The organism is Hymenobacter polaris, from assembly GCF_012927305.1.
Classification (GTDB): Bacteria; Bacteroidota; Bacteroidia; order Cytophagales; family Hymenobacteraceae; genus Hymenobacter; species Hymenobacter polaris.
The window spans coordinates 721,129-747,394 of the sequence record NZ_JABBGH010000001.1 but is presented as its reverse complement, the minus strand read 5'-3'; the positions used below and the strand labels follow the sequence as shown (position 1 = coordinate 747,394).

Genomic DNA, 26,266 nt, shown 5'->3' with positions numbered 1-26,266 from the left:
TTTCTTGAAATTCAACAAGCTAACTGATTCTATTTTTACCATCGAAGACTTCCTGACCCGCCAGGAGTGCCTTCAGGAGATTGTTCGCAGTGAGGGCGTGGGTTACGAATTGGCGAAAGTCAACAGCGCTTCAGGCAGCCGCGTACGCACCGATATTCGCAACAACAGCCGCGCTTTTTACAACAGCGAGGAGCTAGCCGAATCCTTGTGGCGTAAGCTCCAGCCCTTTGCGCCAGCCCAGTTGGGCAACAGCCACGCCATCGGCCTCAACGAGCTATTCCGCTTCTACCGCTACCAGCGCGGGCATCAGTTCAAGGGTCACTACGACGAAAGCTACGTGCGCAACGATTTGGAAGCCAGCTACTACACCTTTATGGTGTATTTGAACGACAACTTTCAGGGCGGCGACACCACCTTTCGGGGCTTGCGCGTGCAGCCCCGGCAGGGCATGGCGCTTGTTTTCTTGCATAGCCTTTACCACGAGGGCAGCGAAGTGACGCAAGGGGTGAAATACGTACTGCGCTCGGACGTCATGTACCGCACGGCAGCGGTGGCGGCCTAGCGCGGCGGGCCTAGGGGCGGGGCGGCAACCCAAGCAATCATTTCGCGCGGTGGCTTGTTCTAATGCTTTCCCGCCTACTTCCGGCGCTTGCGCGGAGGCGGGTTTTAGCACCGGCCGGGCCCTAGGGCCGGCCTCATCCTTGCCGCCTCATGCAACCGCAGTCTGATTTTACCGCTCCCCTGGCCTTTTCCGTGCTGGATTTGGCCGCCGTGGCCCAGGGCAACACCCCGGCCGACACCTTTCGCAACAGCTTGAGCCTGGCCCAGCACGTGGAGCAGCTGGGCTATACCCGCTACTGGCTGAGCGAGCACCACAACATGGCCGGCGTAGCCAGCTCGGCCCCACCGGTGCTGATGGGCTATATCGCGGGCGGCACCAGTACGCTGCGCGTGGGCTCGGGCGGCATTATGCTGCCCAACCACGCCCCGCTGGTGGTGGCCGAGCAGCTGGGCACGCTGGCCACGCTCTACCCCGGCCGCATCGACCTGGGCCTAGGCCGCGCGCCCGGCACCGACCAGCGCACGGCCCAGGCCATCCGGGGCGGCCGCTTTGGGGCCGAGCAGGACTTCGGGCGCGACATCAAGCAGCTGCAAACTTATTTCTCGGCTGCCAACAGCGGGGCCGCCGTGCGCGCCATCCCCGGCGAGGGGCTGGACGTGCCGATTTACGTGCTGGGCTCCAGCACTGACAGCGCCTACCTAGCCGCCGAGCTGGGGCTGCCTTATGCCTTCGCCAGCCACTTCGCGCCGGGCCAGTTGCAGTCGGCCATCAACATCTACCGCCGCAACTTCCAGCCCTCGGCTCAGCTGGCCGCGCCCTACGTTATTGCCTGCGTAAACGTGATTGCGGCCGACACCGACGACGAGGCGCACTACCTGGCCACCACCCTGCAGCAGCTGATGCTGGGCGTCATCACCGGCGAGCGTAAGCTCATGCAGCCGCCCGTCGCCTCGATGCGCGCGTTCTGGACGCCCGAGTTGGCACAGTACGTGGGGCAGATGCTGGCGGCTTCCTTCGTGGGCAGCAAGGCCACGCTCCGGGAGGAGCTGGGCGAGTTCGTGGCCCAGACGCAAATCAACGAGTTAATGGCCGTGGCCCACATCTACGACCACCAGGCGCGCCTCCACTCCTACCAGCTGCTGGCCGAAACCCTGCGGGAAATGAACCAGCAGCCGATTGGGGAACTGGCGGGAGTGGGTAATGGGTGATAATGAAAGTACTTGAAAGGCGGTCATGCTGAGCGCAGCCGAAGCAGTTCTACCGCAGTACTAATCTTGACGTTAGGAGTTAGTTGCGCGGTAGAGATGCTTCGGCTGCGCTCAGCATGACCGCTTTTCTTTCCCCATAACCCGTTATCTATTCCCAGCCGCTGGCCAGCACGTCGGCAATGTGCAAGGTTTTGAGCGGCAGCTTTTCGCGGCGGATGTAGGCCTCTAGGTGCATCAGGCAGCTTACGTCGGTGCTGATGAGGTAGTCGGCGCCGGTGGCCAGGGCGTGCTCCACCTTTTGCTGGGCCATAGCCACCGAAATAGCCTCAAATTTCACGGCGAAGGTGCCACCGAAGCCGCAGCAGGTGCTGGTTTCGGCCATTTCAACGCGCTCGAGGCCCGCCACGGCGTCGAGCAGCCGGCGCGGCGCCTCCCGAATGCCACACTCGCGCAGGGCCGAGCATGAGTCGTGGTAGGTGTAGCGCCCGGTTAGCGCGGCGCCGGGGATGGCGCCCAGGCCCAGCACGTCGGTCAGGAACTCAGTCAGCTCGTAGGTGCGCTCCTGCACACCCTGGCAGCGCGCGGCGTCGGAGCTGCCCTCGAACAGGTGGGAGTAGGCGTTGCGCACCATACCCACGCACGAGGCCGAGGGACTGACCACGTAGCGCGAGGCCCTAGGGTCGGCGGGGGCCGCGAAGTCAGTGAGAAACTTCGCGGCGATATCGCGGCTCTCCGCCTTATAGCCCGCGTTGTAGGCCGGCTGGCCGCAGCAGGTTTGGGCGGGGTTGTAGTGCACCTGGCAGCCCACCTTTTCCAGCACCTTCACCATGTGGAGGGCGGTGTGCGGGTAAAGCTGGTCAACGAAGCAGGGGATGAAAATATCGACTTGGGGGGAGGCTACGGGCAGGGTAGTCATGCAGGAGAGAACTTAACAAACGGCCGGCGAAAGTACCTCGGCCGCCAGCAGTCGGGCCTGCGCCAGCGCGGCCATATCCAGTCCCAGCTCCTCCCCTTGCGCGGCCAAAAATGCCACCAGGTTTTCGGTGGCCAGGTTGCCGGTGAGCGTATCGGCGGCCATGGGGCAGCCGCCGATGCCGCCCAGGGCGCTGTCGAAGCGGCGGCAGCCAACCTGGTAGGCGGCCTGCACCTTTTCGAGCCAGGCGGTGGGCGTGGTGTGCAGGTGGGCCCCGAAACCAATTTGCGGAAACGCGGGCAGCAGCTCGGTGAACAGGCTGGTAATCAGCGCGGGCGTGCTCACCCCTACGGTGTCGGACAACGCCACCAGGCGCACCCCTAGGGTGGCCAGCTGGCCGGCAAAGTCCACCACCAGCGCGGGACTGTAGGCGTCGCCGTAGGGATTGCCGAAGCCCATGGAGAGGTATACCACCAGCGTTTTGCCGCGGCGCTCGCACAGCTCGTGCAGGACGGCCACGTCGGCCAGGGCCTCGGCAATGGTTTGATTGGTGTTGCGGCGCTGGAAGGTTTCGCTGAGGCTCAGCGGGAAGCCCAGGAAGCTGATTTCGGGGTGGCTGGCGGCAGCTTCGGCCCCGCGTTGGTTGGCCACAATGGCCAGCAGGCGGGTGCGCGTGCGGTCGAGGTCGAGGCCGGCCAGCACCTCAGCGGTGTCGCGCAGCTGCGGAATGGCCTTGGGCGACACAAACGAGCCAAAATCAAGCACATCGAACCCTACGGCCAGCAATTGCTGGAGGTAGGCGGTTTTTTGGGCGGTCGGGATGAAGCTGGGCAGCCCCTGCATGGCGTCGCGGGGGCACTCGGTAAGTAGCACGTTGGGAATCAGCATAGCGGGGCGAAGGTAAACCCTACCCGGCCTTGCCTGCCAACCAGCGCAGCACTACCTGGCGGGCTGCGCAGCTGGGCGAGCGCCCGAGCCACCAGGTGGCCCTAGGGGTTTCTGCGGTGGGCAATGGGGCCGAAACAAGCGGGGAGGCCGGGCCCGAACTTGCCCGCGGCGGGCAGCGTTGGGCGGCTATGCATTACTCGTTGTTGCCCGCTGGCCGGGCCGGCCGCCGCGCCGGAAGCGGCATCGTCCTGCTGCTGCTGGCCCTGCTGGCCGCGTGCAGCAAGCCCCAGACCCTAGGGGGTCTTTTCCAGAAAACTACCCCGCACGAAGACTACGCCCGCGCCCTCGGCCGGGCGGGCTTGCAGGAGGCCGCCCTGGGCCGGCAGTGGCAGCAGGCGGCCCGGCAGGCCCTGCATGATTCGCTGGTGGTGACGCTGCCGGTGCTCGAAACCGGCTACTTCCGGCCCGAGCAGCCCACGGCGGCCAGCTACCGCTACGCCGTGCGGGCCGGCGAGCTGGTGCACGTGCGCCTGACGCTGGCGCCCGGCCCGGCGCTGGCCCCTCGGGTGTTCGTGGATGCCTTTGCCCTAGGGCCCGGCCGCGCGCCCGAGCTCCTGAAGTGGACCGCCACCGACACCACCGCCGCCGGCACCTACGACTACAGCTACCCCGTGGCCGATGACGGCCAGCACCTGCTGCGCGTGCAGCCCGAGCTGCTAACCGCCGGGCGCTACACCCTGCGCCTGTGGCGCGGGCCGGGCCTGGGGCTGTTTCCGGTGAAGGGCCGCACCGACCAGGCCATTGGCAGCTTCTGGGGCAACGAGCGCGACGGGGGCGCCCGCCGCCACGAGGGCGTGGATATTTTTGCGCCCCGCGGCACGCCCGCCGTGGCCGCCACCGACGGCTACGTGACGCGCACCGGCGAGAGCAAGCTCGGCGGCCTGGTGGTGTGGCTGGCCGACGCCCACTCGGGCCAGCACCTTTACTACGCCCACCTCAGCAAGCAACTAGTGCAGCCCGGCCAGCAGGTGCGCGCCGGCGATACCCTGGGGCTGGTAGGCAACACCGGCAACGCCCGCACCACCGCCCCACACCTGCACTTCGGTATTTACCGCAGCGGCCGCGGCGCCATCGACCCCTGGCCCTTCCTGCACCGCGCCGACCCCGTGCCCGCCGCCCTGGCCGGCCCCGACCGCCGCGGCGAGTGGGTGCGCCCGCTGCGCCATCGCACCAACCTGCCCCCGGCCATGCCCCTACTGGTGCTGGGCCAGCAAGCCGGCCGCGTGCGCATCGAAACGCCCGAGGGCCAGCGCCGCTACTTGCCCGCCGCCGCCGTAGCCGCCGCCGAACCCCTGCGCCGCCTTCAGCTACCCGCCGCCCTCGAAATCCAAACTGGCCCTCGGGCCAACGCGCCGGCCCTGGCCGCCTGGCCGGCCGGCACCACAGTGGCGGTGCTAGGCCAGGCCGGCGGCTACGCCCTGCTACGCGGGCCCAGCGCCGAGGCCGCCTGGGCGCGGCTGTAGAAGGGACAAAAAGAGTTAAAAAGAAGAGTTAAGTACTCGTGCATACGTAAACAGGCGGTCATGCTGAGCTTGCCGAAGCATCTCTACCACGCCGTTAGGATGACCCTAGACGGCGCGGTAGAGATGCTTCGGCAAGCTCAGCATGACCGCCTGTTTACGTATGCACAGGTACTTAAAAAACCCAATGGGCAATTTTTGATGCTTCACTTTTAACTCCCCCTAGGCCCCCTTTACTCAGCCAGCACTACGGCGCGGCCGAGCTTGGGCGAGTATACCAGGTGATGCTCGCCCTGGGCCGTGGGATAGGCAAAGGCTACGGCTTGCGGGTCGGTGCGCAGGGTGTTCCAGGCGGTGGGGCTGAGAGTGGCGGGGCGAGCGGCGGGCGCCGCCCCGGCCGGCGCGGTGAAGCGGCCAGGGTTGAAAAAGCCGTTCATGCCGCGTAACACGCTGATTTCTCGGTCGCGCACAGTGAGAGCGGTGGAGTCTTGCAGCACGCGGGCGGGCAGCACCTCACGGTGCAGCGTGTCGCCCTGCGCGCTCAGCACCGTGAGGTACAGCCGGCCGCTGAGCACGCGCGGCCCGCGCAACTGCAACTGAAACTTGTCGGGTGCGGCACCCGAAAAAGCGTGCTCGGCCTGCACCGTATTGAGCACGGTGGCCCCGCTCACGCGCTGGCCCTTGCCGCTGGGTGGCGTGTACACCGTGCGCAGGCTGCGGCCGGGGGTCGAGGTTTCGCGCTCGGTGCTGACGCACGAGGCGGCAGCCAGCAGCAGGCTGAGGGTGGCCGCGCCGGCCAACGGGGCACGGACGGAAGTAGGTAGGCTGAATTTCATTGCTGGATATGCCACAACATGCTACAATATGCCACAAACCGATGCGCTAAGCTGCGCTATACCCTATCAGCCCTTGTACGCGGGCTCCGCCGCCGGGGGTTTAGGCCCGCTGGGCGGCTCGCGGCGGCTTCGGCGCTGGGGAAGCGGCCCCTAGGGCTTGCTGGCCACTTATAGCCAGCTCAGCTCAACGCCCACCGTGAAGCGGGGCGGCTCGGCCGGGAAGGCGGGGCTGCGCAGCGCGTCGTTGAGGCGGTAGCGGCCCACCAGCGCCAGCGAATTGCTGCCCACGCGCACCCCCACGCCGCCCAGCCAGCGGGCCAGGTAGGGAGGCTGGTGCACCACCACCTCTTGCTGGCCGCCGCCGGGGGCCGGCTGCTCGGCGGCGTAGGTGGTGCCCAGAGCGTAGCCGCCATAAGCCAGCACGTCAAGGTAGCGGCCCAGCACGTTGCCGCGCCGGCGCTCAGGATTCAGGCGCAAACTCAGCTCGCCCTGGGCCTGGTGGTAGGCCAGGTGCTGGTCGGCCTCGGGGTCGGTGCGGAAGGGCGCGGGGTGATTGGCGTCGGGGTTTAGCTGGTAGCGCAGGTAGCCGTAGCGCAGGTCGGCGCACAGAGCCAGCCCGCCCGTGAGGCGGCGCTTGAGGCGGCCGCCCACCAGCGTTTCGGCCGAGCCGAAGCCGTACTTCACCCCTAGGGCGCTGGCCCCCACGGCGGGCGCGTAGCCCAAATACACGTGCCCAAACCACGGCCGGTTGGGGCCGGTGCGGGGCGCAATGGTATCGGTGGCGACGTTGGTTTGCAGCAGCACCTGCTGGGCCTGCGCCGGGCGGGTACCCAGGCAGCTCAGCCAGTATACCATTATCAACATCAGGCCCCTAGGGCCAGCAGCGGCAGTAAAGCTTCGGGTCAATTTCATTCGGAATACGTACCCGTGTAGCCTTGGTAATAAACGCGCAGCACGTCGCCGCCCCGCGCCAGGCGGCGCGGCAGCTGCAGCACCAGGCGCTGGGTGGCGGCGCGCACCTCGTAGCGGCGCAGCACCCCGCGGGCGCTGGCCAGGTGCCAGTACAGCCGGGCCGGGTAGCTGGGGTAGGGCGGCAGGGCGGGCGCAGCATCGGCGGGGGCGGCCTGCTCCTGGCCCACGGGCGCCACGCTGGCGCGGGTGGGCGTGGGCGAGCCGGGCGGGCGGGCGGCCTCCTCGGTGGGGCGCAGCCAGCTGGCGGCCTCCACGCTCAGCTCGTCGTCGTCGGCCAGCAGGGGCAGCGGGCGGGCGGGCGGCAGCGTGGCCGCCGGGCGCAGCACCACGGCCACCAGCGAGTCGTGAGTGACGAAGTCGAAGGTGGGCTCGGGGGTGGGCACCGGGCCGCGCTGCCGGGCCAGCAGGCGGCCCGCGCCCGGCCGACCGTAGCCGTGGGCGTAGTCGTAGTACGGAAACAGCTCGCCGGCCTCGCGCAGCTGGCGGTACAGCTGCATGGCGGGCAGCGCCCGGCCCGCCGCCTGCCGGGCGCAGGCCGCCAGCCCCGCCACCAGCGGCGCGGCAAACGAGGTGCCCTCCACCCGCTCGTAGCCGCCGCCGGCGGTGGTCGTGAGCACAATGCCAAAGGCCGATAAATCGGGCTTGAGGCGGCGGTCGGCCGAGGGACCCACCGAGCTAAAGCTGACGTGCAAGCCGGTGGCCGGGTCGAGTCCCCCCACGGCCAGCACCGAGTCGGCATCGGCGGGCGTGCCAATGCGCACCCAGTCGTCGTCGCCGTCGTTGCCGGCCGCGCTCACCACCAGCATGCCCTTGCGGGCGGCCAGCGTGGCGGCGCGCCCCACCAGCGAGTGGCGCCCGTCCATCTGCTCGGGAAAGTAGCGCTGCTCGGTGTAGGCCAAACTCGAGCTGATGATGTCGGCGCCCTGCTGGTCGGCCCACTCGGCGGCGCGCAGCCAGGCCTCCTCCTCGCTGAAGCGCTCGCTGGCCAGGCCCTCGGTGCGAGCCAGCAGGTAGGTGGCAGCCGGCGCCAGCCCTAGGGCCGGGCCGGGGCGCAGGCTGTCGGGGCCGGGCAGGCGGCCGGCCAGGCAGCCCATTACCTCGGTGCCATGCGCGCCGCCCAGAAACACGTCGGGCCGGTTTTTCAGAAAATCGTAGGTACCCGCCACGCGCCCTTCCCTGAACAGACCCGCAAACGCCGGGTGCCGGTCGAGCCCCCGAAAGCCTACGTCGAACACGGCCACGCGCACGCCTTTGCCCGCCAGCCCGGCGCGGCGCAACTCGGCGCGGCCCAGGGCCGCCGTTTGTTGGCGGGCCAGCAGGTAGTCGGCCGGGCTCACGAAGGCCGCCCGGCTGGCCGCCGCCGCTGGGCTGGCGGCCGAAGCAGCTGCCGCTGAGACAGCCGGCCCAGGCCAGGAAGCAGTAGGTGAAGTCTTAGTTTCCCTACCCTGGTTAACCTTATCACTACCAGCCTTATATCGGGCTGGCAGCAGGCGCTGGGCCAGGGGCCAGGCGCGCACCTCGGCCACGCCCGGCAGCTGGCGCAGGGCGGCGGCCTGGGCGGGCGTGGCGCGGCACGCCGCCCCGTTGAGCCAGCGGCTGACGACGGTGAGCGTATCGACGTGGGCGCGCACGGCGGCCACGTAGGCGGGGCGCACGGGCAGGTCGGTGGCTTCTAACAAGGGCAGGCCCTGGGCGCGGCGCCGGGCCAGGGCGGCCGGGCTGAGGCAGCGGGCGGCGCGCGGCCCTAGGGGGGCTTTATCGCAAAAGGCTACCCAGTAGCGGTTAGAGCTGCCCGTGGCACCGGGGGCTACCTGGCTGCGGCCAGGCCGGGGGGCCAGGCACCCCAGCAGCAACACCCCGAAAACGTAAACTTGACCGCGCATAGGCAGCAAAAGTATTGGCCAAGTACGCTTCGCACCGCTGCCGGGGTGGTAACCTGCGCCTTGGCCCGCTCGTTTAGCCCTTTCAAGCCGCGGCACGTGCCCTGGCGGCTTGTTTCTCACCCTTCTCTAACTCACCTTTCTTACTATGACTATTCCCTTCAAATCGGGGCTGGCGGTGCTGCTGGCCAGCAGCCTGCTTGGGCTGACGAGCTGCAATAAAAAAGAAATTGCTGCCCTGCAGCAGCAAAACGCCGACCTGACCCGGCAGAATACCGACCTGAGCCGCACCCGCGACCAGCTGCAGGCCGATAAGAACGCCCTGCAGCAAGCCAAGAACAGCACCGAGGCCAACCTCAACCAGACCCTGCTCAGTAAAAACAACCAGCTCAACCAGCTCAACCAGACCCTAGGGGCTACCGAGCAGGACCTGGCCGGCAAAAACGCCCGCGTGGCCGAGCTGCAGCGCGTGCTGGCCGAGAAGGAGGCCGCCACCAACGCCCTGCGCAAGAAGGTGGCCGACGCCCTGCTCGGCTTCAACAATCAGGACCTGCAGGTGAACGTCAAAAACGGCAAGGTGTACGTGTCGCTCAGCGAACAGCTGCTGTTTAAATCGGGCTCGACCAAGGTAGACCCCAAGGGCCAGGACGCTTTGGTAAAGCTGGCTAACGCTTTGAAGGACAATAAGGACATCAACGTGCTGGTGGAAGGCCACACCGACAACGTGCCCATCAAGGGCGTGGTGAACGGGGCCAAAGACAACTGGGACCTGAGCGTACTGCGGGCCACCGAAATCACCCGCCTGCTGACGGCGGCTGGCCTCGACCCGGCGCAGGTGACGCCCTCGGGTCGCGGCCAGTACATGCCCGTGGTGGCCAACGACACGCCCCAGGACAAAGCTCTCAACCGTCGCACCGACATCGTCCTCACGCCCAAGCTCGACGAGCTGTTTTCGATTCTGAACACGAACTAGGACCGCGGATTTAACGGATTTAACGGATTTCGGGGATACGCCCGCTGCGCGGGCTGGCTACGCGGGTGGCGCGTTGGGTACGCGGCGAGTTGACTGCGCTATGCTTGGCGGATTCAACGGGTCTTTTTTGTAGTAATAGTTTTTCAAGCCAAAGCCGGGCCTGCGCGGGTCCGGCTTTTTTATAGTCTTAGCTGACCTTCTTACCTGATGTCTACTTCTCTTCTAGGCTGGCTGCGCACCGGCGCCTTGTATTTGGTGGCCCTGCTGGGTACGGTGTCGGTGGCCGCCACGCTGCTCTCGCTGCCCGCCAATACGCCCGAGTGGTGGCTAAAATTGCTGGATTTTCCGCGGGTGCAGACCCTACTGGTGGCGCTGGGCTGCCTGGTGCTGCTGCCGCTGCTGGCCCGGCGCTGGCACTGGGGCACCTGGGCGCTGGCGCTGGGCCTAGGGTCGGCGGCGGGCCTGCAAGCCTCCATCGTGCTGCCCTACTCGCCGCTGGTGCCGCTAGCCGTGGCGCAGGCCACGCCCGCCCAGGCAACCCACCGCGCGGCTACCCTGCGCCTATTCGAAGCCAACGTGCTGCAGTCCAATCGCCACGCGGCGGACCTGCTGCGCCTGGTGCGCCAGCAAAACCCCGACGTGGTGCTGCTCGAAGAAACCAACGCCTGGTGGGCCCACGCCGTCGATTCGCTGGGCCAAGCGTACCCCTACCACATGCTGTGCCCGCTGCCCGATACCTATGGCATGCTGCTGTATTCCAAATACCCGCTCAGCGATACCGTACGGCGGTTTTTGCAGCACCCCAACGTGCCCTCCTTCTACGCCAACGTGCAGCTGCCCAGTGGCCAGCGCTTCTACCTGTGCGCCGTGCACCCGGTGCCGCCCGTGCCCAGCGAACACCCCTACAACAAGCACGAGCGCGAGGCCGAGCTGGTAAAAGTGGGCCGCCTGCTGCAGGCGCAAACCCAGGGTCCCGGCCTGCCCACGCTGGTGGTGGGCGACCTCAACGACGTGGCCTGGGCCCACACCACACGCCTGTTTGAGAGCCAAGCCAACCTGCACAGCGTGCGGGTCGGCCGCGGCCTCTACGCCACCTTCGATGCCAAAATCCCTTTGCTGCGCTGGCCGCTCGACCACGTATTCGTCAGCTCGCAGTTTCGGGTGGTCGAGCTAAAGCGCCTCGCCTACTTTGGTTCCGACCATTTCCCCCTCTACTGCGAGCTGGCGCTGGAGTGATACTTAATGAGTAACGGTTAGTGAGTAGTGAGTAACAGCCAGTTGTCATGGCGAGCGCAGCGAGGCAATCGCAACCTGGACGACCCTAGGCGGTAATCGTGCTGGTGCGCTTATCACGCCAGCTCATACAGCGGGCATATCCCCGCAATTCGTTAAATCCGCGATTAAAGGCCATACTTGCCTAGCAAATAAATGAGGCTGGCCATGGCGGCGCCGCCCAGCTCCAGCTCGCGGCGGTTCACCTTGTCGAAGGTGTCGGCCGCCGTATGGTGGATGTCGAAGTAGCGCTGCGAGTCGCACTTGTAGCCGAAGAGGGCAGTGGGGTGCACGGCGGCCACCAAGGGCTCCACGTCGGTGCCGGCGTGGCCGGGCGTAAGCTGGCCGGCCAGGTAGGGCGCTAGCAGCGGCTGCCAGGCGGCTACCTTGCGCAGGTTGGCCGGGGCAGTTTCGGCCGTGAAGCCCCTAGGGGTGAAGCCGCCGCCGTCGCTCTCGATGGCCGCCAGGTGGGTTTCGTGGTTTTGCTGGGCCAGCTGGGCGTACTTCTCGCCGCCGCGGGTGCCGTTTTCCTCGTTCATAAACAGCACGGTGCGCACGGTGCGCTCGGGGCGCAGGCCGGCGGCCTTCAGCAGGCGCAGGGCCTCCATGCTTTGCACCACGCCGGTGCCGTCGTCGTGGGCGCCCTGGGCCAGGTCCCACGAGTCGAGGTGGCCGCCCACGGTGACAATCTGCTCGGGGTGGGTGGCGCCCTTGATTTCGCCCACCACGTTATAGCTGGTCACGTCGGGCAGGGTTTGGCAGCTCATGGTCAGCTCCACCTCCAGCTTGGGGTCGGCTTGCAGCAGTTGGCTGAGTTGGTCGGCCCCTAGGGTGCTGAGCGCGGCGCCGGGCACCTGGGTGGGCGTGTCGCCGTACTGGGTAGTGCCGGTGTGGGGGTAGTTGTCGCGGGCCGAGGTGAGCGAGCGCACCAGCGCGCCCACGGCGCCCCGGCGGCCGGCCTCGGCGGGACCGGCGCGGCGCTGGTCGCCGGCTTCGCCGTAGGCGCGGCCCTGCTCGATGTAGGCGTCGTTGAAGGGACGGTTGAAGAAAACGAACTTGCCGCGCACGGCCGCGTCGGGCAGCGCCTTCAGCTCGGCCAGGCTTTTTACTTCAATTACCCCGGCGCGCAGGGGCTTGCTGCCGGGCGTGGCCACCGAGCCCCCGAGGGCGCACACGGCCAGCGGCAGGCCTTTGCCCTTATTGCCAAATACGAGGGCTTTTTCCTTGGCCCCGCGCACCCAGTGCGGCACCTGGCACTCCTGCAAGTACACGCGGTCGTAGCAGCCGGCTTTTTCCATCGTCAGCTTGCCCCACTCCACGGCCTTGGCCGCCCCGGCCGAGCCCGCGAGGCGCGGGCCAATCTGCTCGCAGAGGTAGCGCAGGTTTTCGTAGCTCTGGCCGCGCAGCAGGGCCTCGTCGTAGATTTTGCGGATGGCCAGCGAGTCGGCCGTGTTGGTAGCCGCCGCAGATTGGGCCATTTGGGCGCTAGCGGGGCCTAGGGCCAGCAGGCCGCCCGCCAGCAGCAAGGAGGAAAGAAGTCGCATGGGCGAAGAAGTGCCGAAAAAGGTGTTCGGCCAAAAGTACCAGCCCAGCGGCGTTTTTTCCTACTGGCCGCGCCACAAGCCCCGCTCGCGCAGCATCCGGGCCACGGGCGAAGTCGGGCGCAGCAGGGGCTGCAGCTCGCGGTAAGGCACCGGCACCGAGAGGATGATAGCGCCCCCGTCGGTCAGCTGGGCCAATTCGTCGATGTTGTACAAGAAAGCTATACCATTTTCCTCCAAACTAAAGTCGCTTGGCAGCGGAGCGAGGTTGTCGGCGCGGGCCGGCACCGCCAGGCCCGGCGTAGGCGTTAGGTCGGGGTTGTCGTCGTGCAGAATATGCTGGGTAATAAGCCGCTGCAGCAGCGCATCAGCGCCGGTGCGAAAGACGTCGGCCATTGTACTTACGTGGCCGGTGCGCAAGTCGTACACCGTAGCGCTTTGCCCATGCCCGGGCCGAGCGCCACCTTCGTATTCATCCGTCCAGGCCCCACTCCAGGCTAGCAGCCCGTAGTCGTTGTAATCGACCTGCAAGGATTCGCTGTGGTAATTGCAGCCGTTTTCTTTGGCCTGTGCCCGCACTAGCTGGCGGCGCTCGCGGGGCACCGGGCACTGGAGCGCCCCTAGGCTACGGCGCAGCGTATCGGGGCCAAGCAAGTGCAGAAACGGCAGGTCGTAGCCGTTCGGCGCATTTTCAAGGCGGGTACGGTATTCCTCCTTGGTTTCTTCTTCATAGTGCTCAAGCTGGCAAGGCAGCACCACGCTTTCTCCCAGCACCTCGTAGCGCACGGCCATCAGGTGTCCCCGCCCATCGGTGTAGTCCTCGCGCAATTCAAACGGCAACTGCTTACCAGCCGGGCTCGTCCAAGTACCACTGAGCAGCGGCCCCGCTGGCTGGGTGGCCTGCCAAGTGCCTGTTGCTCTGGCGCTGGCCGATTCTCGCAGCTGCAGCGGCTGCTGGGGCTGGTAGGTGCCCTTGGCCGCTAGGTTCAGCAGGCCGCCAGTGGCCTGCCCGTAGTAATAGCTGCCGGTGCAGGCCAGCTTCTTGCCGTGGTACGCTTCGGTAGAATCAATAGTCAACACCACCGTCACCGGCCGGCCACCTACCCTGCCCCGGTAGCGGTGGTAGCCGGTGAAGGGCGGGGCTGCGGCAACGGGGGCTGCGGTGGGCGCAGTAGCCCTAGGCACCGCCGCTTGAGGCGGGTGCGCCGGTGGGGTGGCCGTTGTGTTGCCGGGTTCGGCGTGGCAGCCGGCCAGCAGCGGCAGCGCGCCGGCTAGCAGCGCACGGTAGAGGTTTTTCACTTCCGCAAGCTACAGCTTGGCTTCGAGGTGCTTGCCGTAGTGGCTTACTTCCAGCTTGGCGGGCTTGCCGTCGCGCAGGGTCACTTTGTAGAGGTTGCTGTATTCGTCGTCCGGTATGTCGGCCACCGCCTCGCGCACCCCTAGGGCCGCTAGCAGGGGCAGCAGCGTATTGGAGTGGCCCACTACCACCACCGTCTGGCCGGCGTACTCCTGGCCGATGCGAGTGGCCAGGGCGGCGGGCTCTTTGGCGCTGTACGTCAGCGGGGTAAGGTGCAGAGCCTGGGCCAGCGGGGCCAGCGTGGCGCGGGTGCGGCGGGTGTCGGTAGTGAAGAGAGCGGCGGGGCGCTCGCGGGTTAGGCGGTCGGCCAGGGCTTGGGCGCGGGCCTCGCCGGCAGTCGTCAGCAGCGGGTCGGCCAGGCCAGGCGTGATGTCCTTTTCGCCGTGGCGCACGAGGTAGACGACGGTGGGCGGCGCGGCGGGCAGGGCGGCAGCTAGGGCTATCAGCGGCAGCAACCCTAGGGCTAGTGAGAGCAACCAGTTTTTCATAAGTAGTTGGCAAAATAAAGCTGCCCCGCGCAGTACCGCTAAAAGCTTACTTCAAAAAAAATCTTCATCTTCATTAAATGAACAGCAAATCTTCATCTTCATTTAACCCGTAGTGCCCGAACGTTGCGTCATCATTCCTCCTTCATTTCCCTTGTCCCATGCACGTATTGCTGGTTGAAGACGAAAAAAGCCTGCACCAAGAAGTGCGGCAGTTCCTGACCCAGGCGCAGTACCTGGTCGATTCGGCCTATACCTACGCCGAGGCGTCGGAAAAGCTCTACGTCAACTCCTACGACTTCGTACTGCTCGACCTGGGCCTGCCCGGCGGCGACGGCCTGGAGCTGCTGCGCGAGAGCCGCCGCAACGAAAAGCAGGAGGCTTCCTTCATCATCCTCACCGCCCGCGGCGCCCTCGACGACCGCATCAAAGGCCTCGACCTGGGCGCCGACGACTACCTGCCCAAGCCCTTCTCGCTGCTGGAGCTAACCAGCCGCATGCAGGCCATCACGCGCCGCAAGTTTGGCCTCAAGCGCTCGGAAATAGCCTTTGGCGACGGCTTTGTGATGGACGTGACGGCCCGCACCGTGCGCCACGGCGGCCCCGACACGCCCGAGGTGCCGCTCACCAAAAAGGAGTTTGACTTGCTGCACTACCTGCTGCTGCACCGCAGCCGGGTGCTCACGCGCCTGCAGCTGGGCGAGCACCTCTGGGGCAACGTGCTCGAAGACGACTCCGACTCGAACTACATCGACGTGCACATCAAGAACGTGCGCAAGAAGCTGGCCCAGTTCGGCTCGGCCGACTTCATCGAAACCGTGCGCGGCATCGGCTACCGGGCGGTGTAAGGGCCCTAGGGGTCAGCCCACCTAAATAAAGAACGTCATGCTCATCTGGTGTCCGCTTGTCGAAGCATCTCTACCAAACAATACAGCGCGGTAGAGATGCTTCGACAAGCGGACACCAGATGAGCATGACGTTCTTTTGTGTTACTCGATTATCCAGAAAATGAGACTCGAAACCAAACTGGGCTTATTCAACGGCCTCTCGAAGCTGCTGCTGGTGGTGCTGGGGGCACTTATTATTCCGCCTGTGGTGCAGCGCGTGGCCATTGCCCACACCGACCAGCGCCTGCACGACAAGAAGCGCGAGCTGCTGCGCTTTATTGACCGCGACGGCCTGACCAATTTCCTGCGCGTCGAGCAGAACGAGTCGTATGCCGACTACAACATTCTCAAGCAGGAGTACATCACCATTACGCCCCTGCCGGCCTACCCCGCCGGGCCCGAGGGCGCGGCCACCGAGCGCATCTTCGAGGAGCCCCGGCAGGTAGACCAGGAGGTGGAGGATTTCCGCATTCTGAGCTACGTGGCGCCGCTGCGGGTGCCGCCCGCCGGCCCTGGGGGCACCGCCGACGGCAGCACCCCTAGGCGCTTCCGGCTCGAAATCGGCTCGTCGCTGGCCACCGTGGAACTGCTCACCGACACGCTGCGCCGGCTGGCGCTGTGGGTGCTGGTGCTGGGGGCCGTGCTCACGGTATTCACCGACGCGGCCTTTGCCCACTACCTGCTGGGGCCCCTGCGCGAGCTGATTTCGCGCAAGCTGCGCGGCATTCGGCAGCCGGGCGAGTTTTCGTTTGAGCGGCTCGACACCGATACCACCGACTTCCGGCGGCTCGACGACTCGCTCTCGGCCCTGATGCGCGACTTGCAAACCTCGTTTGAGAAGGAGCGCGAGTTTATGAGTAACGTGAGCCACGAGTTGCTCACGCCCACCAGCATCTTGCAGTCGCGCTTCGAGAACATGCTGCAGGACTCTACCCTACCCGAGCCCCACGCCCAGCAGATTGTGGAAAGCCAGCGCACGCTCTACCGCCTGCGCAACACCGTGCGCACGCTGCTGCTCATCGCCAACATCGAGAATGAGCAGTACCTGCGCAACGAAAGCGTGAGCCTGACCCAGGTGACGCACGACGTGGCCGAGGAGCTGGACGACCGCCGCCAGCAGCGCGACATCGGCCTGGCCATCGACCTGGCGCCCGACTACGTGGTGCGCCGCGCCAACACCACCCTGCTGCACACACTGCTGCGCAACCTGCTCAGCAACGCCATCAAGTACAACCACGAGGGCGGGCAGATTCGAATTGTGGGGCGCCCCACCCCCAACGGGGGCTACGCCCTGCGGGTGGAAGACGAAGGCCCCGGCATCGCCGCCAAAAACCTGCCCCATCTCTTCGACCGCTTCCGGCGCTTCCACGCCACCGGCCCCAGCGCGCCCGAGGGCTACGGCCTAGGCCTGCCCATCGCCCAAACCATCGCCACCTTCCACAAGGCCACGCTGCGCGCCGAGTCGGAACTGGGGCGCGGCACGGCGTTCGTGCTGGAGTTTGAGGGGTAATGTTTGAAAACGTACTATTATGTTACGGTGCTAGCCAAATGCCAGCTTCTAACATGTCCGCTAGGTTGCCTAATGTCAAGTCTATATAGGAATTTGTGATACGGTAACGCGTCGAAAATAGCTGCCGTAAGGAGTGCAGTGGCTGCAGTCGTTCCGATGTTATATGCCTGCTCAGATTCCAGTCGGCAGGTGTTTCAATTTGAAACTCAGTTACAAAATCTTGGTAAAGCTGCAATGTATCAAGTCCGGCAATACCATAAGTTGCTTCCAAGCCTGCTTCGCGGCTAAGGGTTTTAGAAACCTGTCCTAGTCGAAGAGTCAAAAAGCTAATGAGCGGCGGCGGAATAACAATTTCCATAGTCGTTAAGACTGGTTATGGCAGAAGTACACCTAAGTTTTTAGAGTTAGTGATGCAATAGAGATGCTTCGACAAGCTCAGCATGACGGTCTATTGATTTATATAGCTACCCCGCCGCCGGCAGCGTAATCGTGAACTCGGTGTATTCCCTTTCCACACTGTCGAGCCCTAGGGTGCCGCCGTGGCCCTTGGTGATGATGTCGTAGCTGAGCGAGAGGCCCAGGCCGGTGCCCTCGCCGGTGGGCTTGGTGGTGAAGAAGGGCTGGAAAATCTTTTGGCGGATGGCCTCGGGAATGCCCAGGCCGTTGTCGCGAATCTGGAGGCAGACCTGGCCGGCGGTGCGCTGGGTACGCACCTGCACCTCGGGCTGGTAGTCGGGGCCGGCCATGCGACTTTTTTGCTGCACCGCGTAAAAAGCGTTAGTGAAGATGTTGAGCAGCACCCGGCTTACGTCCTGGGGTACCACCGCCACCGAACCCAACTGCGGGTCGAGGGCTAGGGCGAGGTGGGCCTGGAAAGCTTTGTCTTTGGCGCGGGCGCTGTGGTAGGCCAGCTGGCCGTATTCCTGCAGCAGAGCGTTGAGGTCGGTGGGCTCCTTTTGGCCGGTGCTGGTGCGGGCGTGCTCCAGCATGCCGCGCACGATGGCCGAGGCGCGGTGCCCGTGCTGGCTGATTTTGTGCAGGTTCTGGCGCACGTCGGTCAGCAGCTCGGCTTCCAGCGCTGGGTCGGGGCTGGGCTGCTGGCGGTGCTCCAGCAGCTCATCCACCAGCTCGGCGCTCACCTCCGAGAAGTTGTTGACGAAGTTGAGCGGGTTCTGGATTTCGTGGGCGATGCCGGCGGTTAGCTCCCCTAGGCTCGCCATTTTCTCGCTTTGCACTAGCTGGTTTTGGGCAGTTTGCAAGTCGGCCAGGGCAGTTTGCAGCGTTTCTTTCTGCTCGTTGAGCTGGGCGTTGGCGCGGCGCCGGGCGCGGTTGCTGCGGCTCAGCACGAAGGCCACCAGCCCCAGCACCGCCACCAGCGCCCCCAGGCCCAGCACGAACTGCTGCTGGCGGCGGGCGCCCTGCTCGCGCAGCAGCCGCTCCTTAGTCAGGCGCTGAATCTGGGCTTCCTTGCGCAGCAGGTTCTGGCGGTACTCTAGCGCGGCCAGGCGGCGGGTGGTGGCCTCGGCCGTGAGGCTGTCCTTGTAGGCGGTGTACTGCACGTAGTACTGGTAGGCCTTGGCGTAGTCGCCCTCCTTGGCGAAGGCCGTGCTCAGGGCCTGGCTGCGGTCGAGCTGCTTGCGGGCGGCGCGCAGCTCGCGCGCGGCCTGCGGCGTGGCCGGGCGCCCGGCTAGCAGCGTATCCAGCAGCTTGTTGGCCAGGCCGAAGCCCGGCAGCGGCAGCCGCCCCAGGGGCAGGCCCGGCGCGGCCGCCATTCCCGCCGGCAAGCTGCCGAAGGCCTGCGCCAGGCTGCGCAGCTGGCGCCGCTCGCTGCTCCCTAGGGCGCTGGCGCCCGCGGTTTCCCTGAACGGAGCTTCCTGAAACGCGGCGCCGGCGTTCATGGCGTTACCCAGGGCCTGCATCAGCGGGGCGTAGAAGTCGGCCAGCTCGGACGAGCGGCGGGCCAGCTGGCTTTGCTGCTGGCCCACCCGCCCCAGGGCCCAGCTGGCGTCGGCCACGTCGCGCAGCTGCGCGGCCAGTTGGGTGGCTTCCTGCAAGTGGGCGGCGGCCTGCGCGGGCTGCACCGGCTGCTGGGCGGCGGCCAGCTGGCTCAGGGCCACCACCTGCCCGGCCGCGTAGTTCAGCTGGCGGGCCTGGGTTAGCAGCGAGTCGGCCGCGGCGGGGTTGGTGAGGCTACTCTTGGCCAGCGCCCTTTTCAGGTTCGTAATGGGCTGGACGGGGCTAACCGCTTCGGCCGAGCGGGTGAACAGGGTGCCCCCGTCTTCGCTGCGGAAGGTGATGGCGCCGTTGACGGTAGTGGCCTTGAGCAGGGCGCCGCCCTCGCCCACGGTGGCGTCTACCTGCTGCATACTACCCATTCGCACCACGGGCAGGCCGGTGTAGAAGCGGCCGTTGGTGGTATTCATCAGCAGGCGGGCCGAGTAGCCGGCCGGCATTCGCCACGAGATGTCGCCGTTGGCAGTGCGCACGTCGAGGCCCTCGCCCGTCCAGGTGCGGCCGGTCAGGGCCACGATTAGGTTGCCGTTGCTGAGGCTGCCCGTCACCTGCCCCCCTAGGCTGCCGAGGTAAGCGTTGCCGTTGCCGCCCTGAAACGCCAGGCGGCCCTGCAGGTTTTCGAAGCGCAGGTTGCCGCCGGCACTCGTCACCACCAGGGCCGTTTGGCGGGGCACAAACACCTCGTAGCGCACGAGGTATTCGCCTTCCTGGCTGGGCAGCGCAGTGCGCAGCGCGTTGCCAGCGGCCGTGATGCCCACGGCCTGCACCCGCGCCTGGGCCTCGGCCTCGGTGCCGCCACCGCTTTGCACCAGGGCTTTGATGCGCACGGCAGGGCCGTCCCAGCCGCGCACGGTGGTGCCCCCATTGGCGCCGCTAATAAGCAGCGGCTCCCCCGTGGGCGCGGGCATGGTCAGGTCGCGCACCTCGCAAAACTGCTGCTTGTCGCCGCCCACGCGGCTGCCGCTGCGGCAAGCCAGCGTGAAAGGCGGCTCGGGGGCGGGCGCCTGGGCCTGGGCAGCCAGGCAGCATCCTAGGGCCAGCAGCAGCGCCAGCCGAGTTTTCAGTAAGAGTACGCGCATGGGGAAGTCCGCCGCACCTGGGTAGCGGGTCGGCTTCGGCAAAGAAAGTACCGCTTAGCTGTTGCTACGTTACAAGTTCTGAACGGAAATAAGACAGAAATAAGCACGTAGCCCGCCCGGCACCGCCCCGGCCGGGACGGCACCGTCCCACTGCCCCTAGGGGGCTTGCGCGTCCTGCCGGGCTAGGGCGGTTTCGGTGAGGTAACGTAGGAGCTGGGTGGCGGTGCCGAGGGTGGCGGCGGCCAGCGGGTCGGCGAAGAGCACGTCGGTGGGGCCCTCGCCAAAATACAAGCCATCCGACACCAGCAAGGTGAGCCGCGTGACTCCCCGCGCCGGGTGCGGGCGGCGGGGCTCGGTCCAGGGGCCGATGCGGGCCACTACCTCGCGCCCGCTGGCGAAGAGGCGGTTTGTCAGCTCGTTGGCGGTAGCGTCGGTGGTGGTTTCCCAGATGAGCAGCTTGCCGGCCTGGTTGAAGTAGCGGGCAGTACCGTCGCGGAACGAAGCCAGCACGTCGAGGCCGTCTTCCAAGCCCACCTCCACGATGATGGCCAGCAGCTCCTGGCGAGCTACGGGGTGCCCTAGGGCCTGCTGGCGCCGGTAAGCCAGCAGCGCCACCCTCGGCTCGGTGCGGGGGTCGACGAGCAGCTGCTCAAGCTGCGCGAGCGGGGGCGCAGCGGCCAGCAGGACGTCGAAGGGGTAGGCGCGCGGCTGCTCGCCGCCAGTGCGGTAGAGGTCGAGGTTGTCGCAGAACAGCAGCTCGTAGAGGCGGTTGATGCTGGGGTCGGCGTAGGGGCCGGCGGGGGGCCGGCGCTTCAGAAAGTCGAATAGTCCCATGAATGGCAAGCAAGCTGACGCAAGCTACAGCAGCTTCGGGGTTGCTAGCACCCCAGCGCCGCCCGCACCTGCGCCACGCGCTCGGCCACGCTGCCATCGAGCAGGGTGTAGGCAATGCCCAGCAGGTCAAGCTGCAGTAAAATGGCGCCGTGCTGAAACTGGCGCAGCATTTCGGGTCCGCGCCAGCCATCCTGCTGAAACGGCACCGTGGGCAGGCATACGAAGGTGCGGGCGTAGCGCAGGCGGCAGGCGGCGGCCAGCGCCTGCAAGGCCGGCTCGCAGCGGCCGTAGTAATAGTAAGAATACAGGGCCGTAGTGGCGCCGTTGGTGTCGCACACCAGCCAGCCGCGGGCCTGGGGCGTGGCCGCGTCCTCCGCTTCCAGCTGCCGCCGGCCGATGTAAAGCAGGTCCTCGTAGTCGAGGCGGGCGTTTTTCTGCTCGTGCAGGGTGCGGCCAAACTCGGGCACCCAGGCAGTGCCCAAAGCCTCGGCCAAGGCCTGGGCGAGGGTGCTTTTGCCGCTGCTTTCGGCCCCCAGCAGCACCAGGCGCGGCACCGGGGCGGGCGCCACGGCCCCGTACTGCGCCGCCACGAACGGATGCAGCCCGGCCGCGGCCAACAAGGGCTGGCGCAGGTCGGCCGCCCCTAGGGCCTGGCGCAGCTCGCGGCCGCGCAGGGGCAGCTGGGTGCGGGCCTCGTCTACGCTCACGTGGGCGCAGCCCAGGTGGGCGGCCAGGCCGGGGCCGTAGGCTTCGCTGGTAAAAACTACGTCGGGCGGGTAGCCGTGCGCTTGCAGCCACTGGCGCAGGTACTCGCGCTGGGTGTGGTCGTCGGCCGCATTGGGCGGAATACCGTCGGCCTCGGTGAGGGCCACGAAGCGCACCGGCGTGCCACCCACGTGCAGGCCGGCGGCCAGCTCGTCGCCCCGGTACAGCTCGCGCAGCCAGCCGGCACGCGCGGGCGCGGGGTGCCGCGGGTCGTCGGGGCGCGCGTACACCAGCACCAGCAGCTCGGCCGCCTGGGCCGCGGCCGCTTCGAGCAGCAGCTGGTGGCCCCGGTGCGGCGGGCTGAACTTGCCCACCACGAGGCCGCGGGCGTAGCGGGAGCTAGGGGCGGGGGCGGCAGAGGGCTGGTCGGGCATGGCGGGCGCAAACGTAACGCCGCCCGCTGAAACCGCACGTCGGCCGCCAGTTGCACTGCCCGGAACTTAAACTCCTACCCCGCCGAGCGCTGCCCGATGCCAATGCGACAGCGCCTTGACTTAACGGGTAGCAGCCCCTAGGCCCAGAGCTGTAGCTGGGCCGGCGGTAGCCCCACGCTGCGCCAACCCGTATTCTTGGCGCACCAGTAGGCAGTGTAGCCACGCCCACTCACTGCACTACTGCCAAACTGAGCCGCTAGGCGCTGGTCAGGCTCGCTAGATTGTACGGACGATTAGCGGAGCCAGAACAAGGCACAACTATTCTTCACCCATAACCCAATCCAACTCCTTCCAGAACTTAAAAATTATCTTTTATATAAATCATGTTCGATACGATTCATCACGGCGAATTTGTAGCTATTACCAATCGGCAATGTTTGGTTGATTAAAGTAATTTTGTTATTATCTATAGACTGAACAGCGCATAACGCAACAATAAATGATTTATGTATTTTCATAAATTGCTTACTAGGCAGTAGAGCTTCTATACTTTTGAAGCTGATATATGCAACATGTTTGCGGCTGGTGGTGTGGATAATTACATAATTCGCCATCGCTTCAATATATATCACCTCTGCCGTTACAATTTTCTCAATCTTGTGACTGGATTTAATGAAAAAATAAGGCTTACCATCTTCTGATACAGACTTCGCTAGCGAATTCAAATAAAATTGCGCTTTGAGCACCGCCTTAAAAAAGCGTTCAAAATGAATAGGTTTTAGCAAATAATCAAGCACATTTAAGTCATAGCCTGTCAAGGCATACTCAGAAAAGGCAGTTGTCAATATTATCGCCGGAGGATTGGGTAAGCCCTTCAAAAAATCAATACCGCTCATCCTAGGCATCTGAATATCCAGAAAGATTAAATCTACTTGATGGCCATGCAGCAGCTTCCCAGCTTCTATTGCGTTTTTGCATTCTGCAACGGGATTTAAAAAATCAATCTGCTCTATATGTTCGAGCAGACCGCGGCGCGCAATAGGTTCATCTTCTACAATTAAGCAATTAATCATGATACTGCAATTTTAAGGTTACATTATATGTGCTCTCTTGTTGCTCAATGAGTAATTCGTGCTTACTGGGGTACAATAGCAGCAACCGTCTTTCTAGGTTTTTAAGTCCCATACCACCTGAAGCTAGTAATTGTTTTGTACTAAGCAGGGGGTCATATGAATTAGTAATTCTTACTACTAGAACACGTTCGCCTTCTGTACTAATGGCTAAATAAAGTTTATTCTTGCTGGCTTCAGCATAATTTGATATGTGCTTAAAGGCATTTTCGATAAGCGGCTGCATTAGTAAAGGAGCGATGTGAAAACCTGACAGCTGCTTGTCAACGAAAATCTTGATATCCGAATCTGGTTCCATGCGCAGGACTTGCATAGTCACGTAATTTTTTATATAGGCTAATTCTTGTTCGATATCGATGCGGTCAGTAGTGCATTCGTATAATTGATAGCGCATCATTTCGGCCAGCATTCCTACTGATGAACGGGCTTGTGTATTGGTCCGGTCTATTTGAAAATAAATAGTATTCATCACATTAAATAAGAAGTGGGGATTTACTTGTGCTCGCAGAAAATTAAGCTCAGTAGAAATTTTTTCCGTTTCCACTTCTAGCAGCCGTTGTTCCATGAAGAAGCGGTCGGCAATGACCTTCACAATACAGCTGGTAACAATCAGAATGAAGTCGAATAGGTGCATAGCCAGGATTAGCGACAGTACAATTTCCAGCGACCGGAACATGGGCAGACCGGTAAAAAGGTGGTATACCGCCAACGAAACGAGGTAAGTAACTACCGCATTGCTAAACGTCAAGGCGGCAATGAGGCCAACAAATTGCCATATCTGCTTTTTGTATAAATAGTTGGGCACTAAATAGTTAACGGCATAGTAGCTAGCTGGAACCGCTAGCGCTACGGCCAACATAGTGCTGAGCCATTGCGGCAATACAGGTTGTTGAGAATCATAATTGGCGAACATCATCACGAATGATACCGCCATCCAGACAACCGTGTAGAGCGCTAAACTGCGTGCGCTGAGCCTGTAAAGAGAAAACTTCATCGCCTGTAAAATTTGCGATAAAATACGCCTTATTGATTACGTGCGCCTCTCGACTTAGCAAGGCTTTTGAACCGTTCGTCACGCCAAGTACCTCGTTCGTCACGCCAGATAGCTCACTTATGTAATACACAAAATAATAATAATTTACAATCCTATTTTTGACACAAGAATCTAAAGCAATAATACTATAAAGAAAAGATAGCTAAAAGTCACGATTTCATTAAAATAAATGTATAAAATATAACATATTTTAAATATAAAATATATTACTGCTATGACTGTACACGATTCAGATAACGTACTGAATGGCATATACTAATGCAACTAGTTGCCAACTTAAATTAAATCTGAAACGACAATTACAGTAGCAGTTCAATAACGACATTTTTTTAAAATATATAATACGCCGCAAATACCTTAATTCGATTTTCAATTGATAAAATTCTAATTTGCAATAACAGCAGAAACGAATATAAAAACAATCAATTTTTCATCAAATTATATAATTAATTGTTGGCTTAACGAGAAACTGACATTAGCTATATCTCTCACCAAGAAACTGCCCTAGTCAAAGTAATTTAATCGCATTAAGAGCAAAATGACGATGAAAAAAGTTTTACTGCCAGGAATATTAGTTTTGGCCGGATTAGTCGTCCTCCTAATTTATTTTAACCCTTTTGCGACAGGTAATGTAGACGTTAAAATTCAGAACGCCAACTACATTATGCCTGCCGCTTATAAAGTCTATGCCAATCCTGATGCCCTAAATGGCGAATATTATTTCTTCAAGGCCCTCATTACCAACAATGGTGATGCCCCTTTAAAGAACCTCAAGGTTTCCTATCAGGTACCTAACTATTTAGACTGGACCGAGCTGGAAACCGTACCAATTATATATCCTGGTGAGCATCTGGTAGTTAGGTGCTATCCGCATTTCAAGGATGATATCGTCAATAAAATGACGCAATCACAAGAGAAAGGCGAAGTCAAGATTGAATACAATGGCTCGCAGGAAAAAACCAAGAGCTTTGGGTTCAATATAATGGGGCGCAACCAGTTTGTCTATACTGATATTCCGCCCGATGAAGCCACCAGCTACCCCGACATGATGCACAACACGCAGTTGCTGCCCAGTCTAGTAACGCCGGAAGACCCCGTAGTAAAGTACTACACCCAGCAGGTGCAAGAAAAACTGATGCATGGCGAGGCAGCATCAGTCAGCAATAAAAACGAAGACGCGGTTAAATTCCTAGAGGAACTCTACGCCGGAACATACCTCAGCCACATGGTATACAGTGGCACCGAAGGCATTCCGCAAAAATTGGGGGATGTGAACTCACTGGTGCAGAGTATTCGCCTACCGCGCGAAGTGATAACCGGGAATACCGGCCTCTGTATCGAGCTATCCCTATTTTATTGCAGCGTGTTGAAAGCCGCTGGCTTGCACCCTATTATCTTTCTAATACCGGGGCATGCCTATCCAGGGGTACTTGTGAATGGGCAATATTATGCCATTGAGGCCACTGGTGTAAACGGCGAAGGCTTGGGTGGCCGCTACCGGCCAGATGATGCGTTGAAAGTAGGCATGAAGAACTTGCAGACCTTCGTGCAAGCTGCCCAGCAAGGCGATTCCCGTTACATGATTATTGACGTCAATGCCTTGGAGGGCAAAGGCGTAGTACCGATGGAACTCAGGGATGATGATTTTTTGCGCAAAAAGGTGGATGAGATTGCGGTAGCTTTCAATCCGGGCGCGGCTCCGGTTGATAATCGCCCGGCGGCGGACAACGTAGGCCCGCGGGCCCAACCCGCTGTTACCCGTGCGCGCCGCAGTAGTGGTGGCGGCGGTGAGGGCCGGGGCACATCAGGTATGGCTTCCTATGCCGGAGCTATCACGTTCAATTACCCCGCCGGCTGGCAACGTTTCAACCACCCAATTGCCGGTGTGCCTGCGCTGGCCGCCCTTATCCAAGCCAACCAGTTTTCTTCCATCTCAGTCTACAACATTTCAGGGACGTCATCTCCCGAGCAGGCGGTGCAGTACATCCAGCAGCTATTGGCGCAAAATGGGCAGAGCATGCAATACCAGCGCCTAGGCGATAAAAACGGATATTTCTTCTACCAAGGCGTCACTAATTCCAGTGGCGGTCAGTTTCAATGGCAAGCTGTATTTCGCCAAGCTACGGGGGGGATATCTGGCATAGCGTGTGGCAGTTCAAATTACGGCGCCATGGCCAACATCTATAGTTCAATCTTCTCAACCGTGCGTTAAG

Annotated in this window: 22 protein-coding genes; 8 read left to right on the top strand and 14 right to left on the bottom strand. The window is 63.0% G+C overall.

The features are described from left to right. Window positions 1-4: 4 nt before the first annotated feature. Both HHL22_RS03210 and HHL22_RS03205 read left to right on the top strand, forming a co-directional pair. Window positions 5-562 carry a prolyl hydroxylase family protein gene (locus HHL22_RS03210; protein WP_169529519.1) on the top strand — a complete coding sequence of 186 codons (558 nt, stop codon included), beginning with the start codon at window positions 5-7 and terminating at the stop codon, window positions 560-562. A 149-nt stretch (window positions 563-711) separates the two neighbouring features. Further along, on the top strand, window positions 712-1,770 hold the full coding sequence (locus HHL22_RS03205) for an LLM class flavin-dependent oxidoreductase (RefSeq protein ID WP_169529518.1): 1,059 nt from the start codon (window positions 712-714) through the stop codon (window positions 1,768-1,770). A 148-nt stretch (window positions 1,771-1,918) separates the two neighbouring features. On the opposite strand, the gene HHL22_RS03200 is transcribed toward HHL22_RS03205, so the two are convergent. Together HHL22_RS03200 and HHL22_RS03195 are read right to left on the bottom strand one after the other, a co-directional pair. Next, window positions 1,919-2,686, bottom strand: coding sequence for a (Fe-S)-binding protein (locus tag HHL22_RS03200; RefSeq protein WP_169529517.1), 768 nt, complete (start codon window positions 2,684-2,686; stop codon window positions 1,919-1,921). A gap of 12 nt (window positions 2,687-2,698) precedes the next feature. Then, window positions 2,699-3,571: a hydroxymethylglutaryl-CoA lyase gene (locus HHL22_RS03195; RefSeq protein WP_241737955.1), complete on the bottom strand. Its 873-nt coding sequence runs from the start codon at window positions 3,569-3,571 to the stop codon at window positions 2,699-2,701. 29 nt (window positions 3,572-3,600) lie between these two features. Here HHL22_RS03195 and HHL22_RS03190 point away from each other — a divergent pair, with 29 nt between their 5' ends. Beyond that, window positions 3,601-5,094, top strand: coding sequence for a M23 family metallopeptidase (locus tag HHL22_RS03190; protein ID WP_169529516.1), 1,494 nt, complete (start codon window positions 3,601-3,603; stop codon window positions 5,092-5,094). Window positions 5,095-5,324: 230 nt separating this feature from the next. Here HHL22_RS03190 and HHL22_RS03185 read toward each other — a convergent pair whose 3' ends face one another. From HHL22_RS03185 to HHL22_RS03175, 3 genes are all read right to left on the bottom strand, one after another. Then, on the bottom strand, window positions 5,325-5,927 hold the full coding sequence (locus HHL22_RS03185) for a hypothetical protein (protein ID WP_169529515.1): 603 nt from the start codon (window positions 5,925-5,927) through the stop codon (window positions 5,325-5,327). A 168-nt stretch (window positions 5,928-6,095) separates the two neighbouring features. Beyond that, on the bottom strand, window positions 6,096-6,839 hold the full coding sequence (locus tag HHL22_RS03180) for a hypothetical protein (protein WP_169529514.1): 744 nt from the start codon (window positions 6,837-6,839) through the stop codon (window positions 6,096-6,098). Beyond that, complete coding sequence (locus HHL22_RS03175; RefSeq protein ID WP_169529513.1) at window positions 6,836-8,782, bottom strand: S8 family serine peptidase; 1,947 nt, start codon at window positions 8,780-8,782, stop codon at window positions 6,836-6,838. The genes HHL22_RS03180 and HHL22_RS03175 overlap by 4 nt, the downstream gene beginning before the upstream one ends. A 145-nt stretch (window positions 8,783-8,927) precedes the next feature. Here HHL22_RS03175 and HHL22_RS03170 point away from each other — a divergent pair, with 145 nt between their 5' ends. Beyond that, window positions 8,928-9,752 carry an OmpA/MotB family protein gene (locus HHL22_RS03170; RefSeq protein WP_169529512.1) on the top strand — a complete coding sequence of 275 codons (825 nt, stop codon included), beginning with the start codon at window positions 8,928-8,930 and terminating at the stop codon, window positions 9,750-9,752. Window positions 9,753-9,959: 207 nt separating this feature from the next. Then, window positions 9,960-10,988, top strand: coding sequence for an endonuclease/exonuclease/phosphatase family protein (locus HHL22_RS03165; RefSeq protein WP_169529511.1), 1,029 nt, complete (start codon window positions 9,960-9,962; stop codon window positions 10,986-10,988). Window positions 10,989-11,152: 164 nt separating this feature from the next. On the opposite strand, the gene HHL22_RS03160 is transcribed toward HHL22_RS03165, so the two are convergent. From HHL22_RS03160 to HHL22_RS03150, 3 genes are read right to left on the bottom strand one after another with little or no spacing between them, the layout of a single operon-like run. Next, complete coding sequence (locus tag HHL22_RS03160; RefSeq protein ID WP_169529510.1) at window positions 11,153-12,568, bottom strand: M20/M25/M40 family metallo-hydrolase; 1,416 nt, start codon at window positions 12,566-12,568, stop codon at window positions 11,153-11,155. Window positions 12,569-12,628: 60 nt separating this feature from the next. After that, complete coding sequence (locus HHL22_RS03155) at window positions 12,629-13,864, bottom strand: RsiV family protein (RefSeq protein WP_169529509.1); 1,236 nt, start codon at window positions 13,862-13,864, stop codon at window positions 12,629-12,631. A 9-nt stretch (window positions 13,865-13,873) separates the two neighbouring features. Then, entirely contained in the window at window positions 13,874-14,410 is a 537-nt protein-coding gene (locus HHL22_RS03150) for a histidine phosphatase family protein (RefSeq protein WP_169529508.1), read from the bottom strand. Window positions 14,411-14,568: 158 nt separating this feature from the next. Between HHL22_RS03150 and HHL22_RS03145 the strand changes: the two genes are divergently transcribed. Together HHL22_RS03145 and HHL22_RS03140 are read left to right on the top strand one after the other, a co-directional pair. Next, entirely contained in the window at window positions 14,569-15,255 is a 687-nt protein-coding gene (locus tag HHL22_RS03145; protein WP_169529507.1) for a response regulator transcription factor, read from the top strand. 160 nt (window positions 15,256-15,415) lie between these two features. Then, a complete protein-coding gene (locus HHL22_RS03140) occupies window positions 15,416-16,804 on the top strand; it encodes a sensor histidine kinase (RefSeq protein ID WP_169529506.1) in 1,389 nt (462 codons plus the stop codon). A 22-nt stretch (window positions 16,805-16,826) separates the two neighbouring features. Here the strand turns inward: HHL22_RS03140 and HHL22_RS03135 are convergent, their stop codons facing one another. The 6 genes from HHL22_RS03135 to HHL22_RS03110 all read right to left on the bottom strand — a co-directional run bounded on the left by HHL22_RS03135 (window position 16,827) and on the right by HHL22_RS03110 (window position 23,993). Next, window positions 16,827-17,162, bottom strand: a complete 336-nt coding sequence (locus HHL22_RS03135; RefSeq protein ID WP_169529505.1) for a DUF1493 family protein — start codon at window positions 17,160-17,162, stop codon at window positions 16,827-16,829. A gap of 106 nt (window positions 17,163-17,268) precedes the next feature. Continuing rightward, window positions 17,269-19,896, bottom strand: coding sequence for an ATP-binding protein (locus tag HHL22_RS23885; protein ID WP_241737954.1), 2,628 nt, complete (start codon window positions 19,894-19,896; stop codon window positions 17,269-17,271). A gap of 156 nt (window positions 19,897-20,052) precedes the next feature. After that, window positions 20,053-20,730, bottom strand: coding sequence for a hypothetical protein (locus HHL22_RS03125; RefSeq protein ID WP_169529504.1), 678 nt, complete (start codon window positions 20,728-20,730; stop codon window positions 20,053-20,055). A gap of 44 nt (window positions 20,731-20,774) precedes the next feature. Continuing rightward, entirely contained in the window at window positions 20,775-21,869 is a 1,095-nt protein-coding gene (locus HHL22_RS03120) for an AAA family ATPase (protein ID WP_169529503.1), read from the bottom strand. A 365-nt stretch (window positions 21,870-22,234) separates the two neighbouring features. Further along, on the bottom strand, window positions 22,235-22,942 hold the full coding sequence (locus HHL22_RS03115; protein WP_169529502.1) for a LytR/AlgR family response regulator transcription factor: 708 nt from the start codon (window positions 22,940-22,942) through the stop codon (window positions 22,235-22,237). Continuing rightward, window positions 22,935-23,993 carry a sensor histidine kinase gene (locus HHL22_RS03110; protein WP_169529501.1) on the bottom strand — a complete coding sequence of 353 codons (1,059 nt, stop codon included), beginning with the start codon at window positions 23,991-23,993 and terminating at the stop codon, window positions 22,935-22,937. Before HHL22_RS03110 ends, HHL22_RS03115 begins: the two co-directional genes overlap by 8 nt. 598 nt (window positions 23,994-24,591) lie before the next feature. Here HHL22_RS03110 and HHL22_RS03105 point away from each other — a divergent pair. Further along, the gene (locus tag HHL22_RS03105) at window positions 24,592-26,265 is read left to right on the top strand and encodes a hypothetical protein (RefSeq protein WP_169529500.1); all 1,674 of its coding nucleotides are present in this window, start codon (window positions 24,592-24,594) and stop codon (window positions 26,263-26,265) included. The last annotated feature ends 1 nt before the right edge of the window (window position 26,266 follow it).